Origin of the sequence: Pseudomonas sp. 2VD (assembly GCF_005503585.1) — a bacterium.
GTDB classification, from domain to species: domain Bacteria; phylum Pseudomonadota; class Gammaproteobacteria; order Pseudomonadales; family Pseudomonadaceae; genus Pseudomonas; species Pseudomonas aeruginosa.
Genome location: NZ_SCND01000501.1, coordinates 1 through 3458 on the forward strand (window position 1 = coordinate 1; position 3458 = coordinate 3458).

The 3458-nt window shown below is 68.7% G+C and carries 4 protein-coding genes; 2 read left to right on the top strand and 2 right to left on the bottom strand.

The genetic code is table 11. The annotated features are described in order from the left end of the window. Positions 1-29 precede the first annotated feature (29 nt). Positions 30-1319, top strand: a complete 1290-nt coding sequence (locus FFS27_RS30565) for an NAD(P)/FAD-dependent oxidoreductase (RefSeq protein WP_021263080.1) — start codon at positions 30-32, stop codon at positions 1317-1319. A 17-nt stretch (positions 1320-1336) separates the two neighbouring features. Next, positions 1337-1891, top strand: coding sequence for a helix-turn-helix domain-containing protein (locus FFS27_RS30570; RefSeq protein WP_021263079.1), 555 nt, complete (start codon positions 1337-1339; stop codon positions 1889-1891). Between the two features lie 138 nt (positions 1892-2029). Here the strand turns inward: FFS27_RS30570 and FFS27_RS30575 are convergent, their stop codons facing one another. Together FFS27_RS30575 and FFS27_RS30580 are read right to left on the bottom strand one after the other, a co-directional pair. Continuing rightward, positions 2030-3055: a TPM domain-containing protein gene (locus FFS27_RS30575; protein ID WP_003137325.1), complete on the bottom strand. Its 1026-nt coding sequence runs from the start codon at positions 3053-3055 to the stop codon at positions 2030-2032. Between the two features lie 3 nt (positions 3056-3058). Continuing rightward, a partial coding sequence (locus FFS27_RS30580) for a LemA family protein (RefSeq protein ID WP_137952442.1) occupies positions 3059-3458 on the bottom strand: 400 nt, incomplete at its 5' end.

Below are 3458 nucleotides of genomic sequence, written 5' to 3' on the forward strand. Positions count from 1 at the left end.
ACAACCAATATAATTTCACGGAGGTCGCGATGTTCCTGCAATCCAACGAGCATGTCGGCACTTACTACGCCGCCGTCAATCCCGAACTGATCCAGCCGCGCCAGTCCCTGGAGGGCGACCTCGACTGCGAGGTGCTGGTGGTCGGCGCCGGTTTCAGCGGCTTGCACACGGCGCTGCGGCTGGTCGAAGGCGGACGCCAGGTATGCGTCATCGAAGCCAGCCGGATCGCCTGGGCGGCCTCCGGGCGCAACGGCGGGCAGGCGCTGCCCGGCTGGTCCAGCGACCTGCCGCCGCTGGAGGCCGACCTCGGCTACGAAGGCGCACGCCGTCTCTGGGACGGCATGCTCTGGGCGGCCGGCGAGATGCGCGAGTTGCCGCAGCGACATGGCTTCGACTGCGACTACCGGGTCGGCCACCTATGGACGGCGATCCTGCCGCGCCGGGTCGGCCTGCTCTACGACTGGCAGGCCGAGGCCAACCGTCGCTGGGGCTACGAGGGGCTACGCTTCGTGGCGAAGGACGAGTTGCCCGAATGGATCGCCAGCGAGCGCTACCTTGCCGGTCTCTACGATCCCCACGCCGCACACCTGAATCCGCTCAAGCTGGCGTTCGGCCTGGCCGCCGCCATCGAGCGCGCCGGCGGGCGTATCCACGAGCGGACCCGGGCCCTGAACTATCGCGAGGAGGGCGACGGCTACCGGGTCCGTACCGAGCACGGCGAGATCCGCTGCGCGGCGCTGGTGCTGGCCTGCAACGCCTACATCGACGGGCTGGACAGCGAGCTGTCGCAACGGATGCTGCCGGTGGGCACCTATCAGGTCGCCACTGAGCCGCTCGGCGAGGAACGGGCGAAGTCGTTGCTGCCGCGCAACTGCTGCGTGACCGACAACCAGTTCGTCCTCGACTACTTCCGCCTGACCCCGGACCACCGCCTGCTGTTCGGCGGCGGCTGCACCTACCTGGGCGGCATGCCCAGCGACATCCGCGCCGCCACCCGGCCCTATCTCGAACGGGTGTTCCCGCAGTTGCGCGGGGTGGCGCTGGAATACGCCTGGGGCGGGCATATCGACTGCAGCATGCGGCGCACCCCGGACATCGGCCGGCAGGGCAACCGCTACTGGCTGCAAGGCTACTCCGGCCACGGCGTGCTGCCGAGTCTGGCGGCGGCCAGGGCGGTCAGCGACGCGCTGCTCGGCGACGACGAGACCCTGGCGCTCTACCAGCGTCTGCGCAATCCGAAGTTTCCCGGTGGCCAGCGCTTCGCCGCGCCGCTGGAAGCCCTGGGCAAAGCGTATTACCGTTTGCGCGACCTGTTCTGAGAGGGCCCGGAGCCGAGATGAGCGAAGTAGCCGACGACCTGGCGGAGATCGCCAGCCTGGTGCGCGAATTGCGCAAGCGCAAGGGCATCACCCTGCAGGCGCTGGCCGACGGCATTCGCCGTTCGGTGGGCTTCGTCTCCCAGGTCGAGCGCGGCCTGTCGCGGCCGGCGGTGGACGACCTGGTCGCCATCAGCCAGGTGCTCGGGGTGCCGGCGACCTACTTCTTCTGCTCGCCGAAGACCCAGGCCTCGCCCTGGGTGACCCGTCCGGGCGAGCGTCGGACCCTGGCCTACGCTCGTGGCGCCAGCGACAACCTGGTGTCGCCGCGTCTTGGCGGTGCCTTCTTCATGCTCGAAACCTGCCTTGAAGCGGGTGCCGACAGCGGCGAGCGCGACCTGCTGGACAGCTCGGAGCAGGGCGGCTACGTGCTCGAAGGCGAGCTGACCCTGTGGCTGGAGGAGGAGGAGCTGCGCCTGCAGGCCGGCGACGGTTTCCAGATTCCCAGCCATATGCGCAGCCGCTATGCCAACCGCAGCCAGGCGCCGGTCAGGGTGCTCTGGGTATACGCCTGACGAGGCGAGTTACCCTGTCGTTTGCCGGATAACGCCGGGGAAAGGCTGGCGTCGCCCGTTGCGCGAAGACTTCCGGCATCGGCGAGAACCGTCGCCGACCGATGAAAAAAGCCCGAGGCACAGGCCTCGGGCTTTTCGTCACCAGCGTCCGGAGGCGCCGCCGCCGCCGCTGGAGCCGCCGCCACCGCGGAAGATGCCGCCACCGCCGCTGCCGCCTCCCCCACCGCCGCCGCGACTATTGAGGATGGCGCTGAGAATGGCCATCAGCACTTCGCCGGGAAGCAGGAACAGGGCGTAGATGAACAGGGTCGGGGCCAGTACGCCGAGACTGTCGTCCGCCGCGCGGTCGACGTTCTGCCACAGGCCCATGCTCAACAGCCAGGCCAGGCCGGCGACCGCCGCGCTGCAAAGCAGGAAGCGGCCGATGCTGCGCCGCCGCATCCACTGCAACGGCAGCAGGCGTCCGAGCAGGGCCACGGCGAGCAGGACCGCCACATAGACACCGAGGTAGACCGGATTGCCCCAGAGCTGTCCGCTCAGGCCGCTCTTCTTCTTCGGCTCCGGCGGGGCGCTGTCATACACCTCACCCTCGTCGACCGGTGCCGGCAGGGCCCGCGGCGGCGTGGCCTCGGGAACCGCCGGCAAGGCGTCGACGGGAGCGCTGGCGGTAGCGCTGTCCGGGCTCTTCTCGGCATCGATCAGTTGCACCAGGCTGTCCACGCCGGCCTGGATGCCGCCATAGAAGTTGCCCTGGCGGAACTGCGGCGTGATCTGCTCGCTGATGATCCGCCCGGCCTGGACGTCGGTGATGGCCCCTTCCAGGCCGTAGCCGACCTCGATGCGCAGGGTGCGGTCGTTCTTCGCCACCAGCAGCAGGACGCCGTCGTCGACCTTCTTCTGGCCCAGCTTCCATTTCTCGAAGGTACGCACCGCGTACTCCTCGATGGAATCGTCGCCGGTGGTCGGGACCAGCAGCACAGCGAGCTGCGCGCCGCTCTTGGCTTCCAGGGCGGCGAGCTGTTGCTCCAGGTGCTGGCGCTGGTCGCCGGAAAGGGTCGCGGTGAGGTCGGTGACCCGCGCCGTCAGCGCGGGTATCGGTGGCACATCGGCCCAGGCGACCAGGCTGGCGAGCAGCAGCCCGGCGCCCAGTAGCAGCCGGCGCATAGCTTACTGCGCCGGTTGCGGGTTGCCGAAATCGACTTTCGGCGCGGTGGAGATGGCCGCTTCGTTTTCCACGCTGAAGTTCGCCTTGGGCTTGTAGCCGAACAGCTTGGCGGTGATCACGCCGGGGAACTGGCGCAGCAGCACGTTGTATTCCTGTACCGACTTGACGTAGCGGCCGCGAGCGACGGCGATGCGGTTCTCGGTGCCTTCCAGTTGGGTCAGCAGGTCCTTGAACAGGCCGTCGGCCTTCAGTTGCGGGTAGTTCTCGGTGACTACCAGCAGGCGCGAAAGCGCCGAGCTCAGTTCGCCCTGGGCCTTCTGGAAGCGCTGCACGGCCTGCTCGTCGTCCAGTTGGTCGGCGTTCAGCTGCACGCTGCCGACCTTGGCCCGGGCCTCGGTGACC

Excerpts from the sequence above, each read along its gene's own strand:
- FFS27_RS30565 (WP_021263080.1), top strand. The coding sequence starts at position 30 with ATGTTCCTGCAATCCAACGAGCATGTCGGCACTTACTACGCCGCCGTC.
- FFS27_RS30570 (WP_021263079.1), top strand. The coding sequence starts at position 1,337 with ATGAGCGAAGTAGCCGACGACCTGGCGGAGATCGCCAGCCTGGTGCGC.
- FFS27_RS30575 (WP_003137325.1), bottom strand. The coding sequence starts at position 3,055 with ATGCGCCGGCTGCTACTGGGCGCCGGGCTGCTGCTCGCCAGCCTGGTC.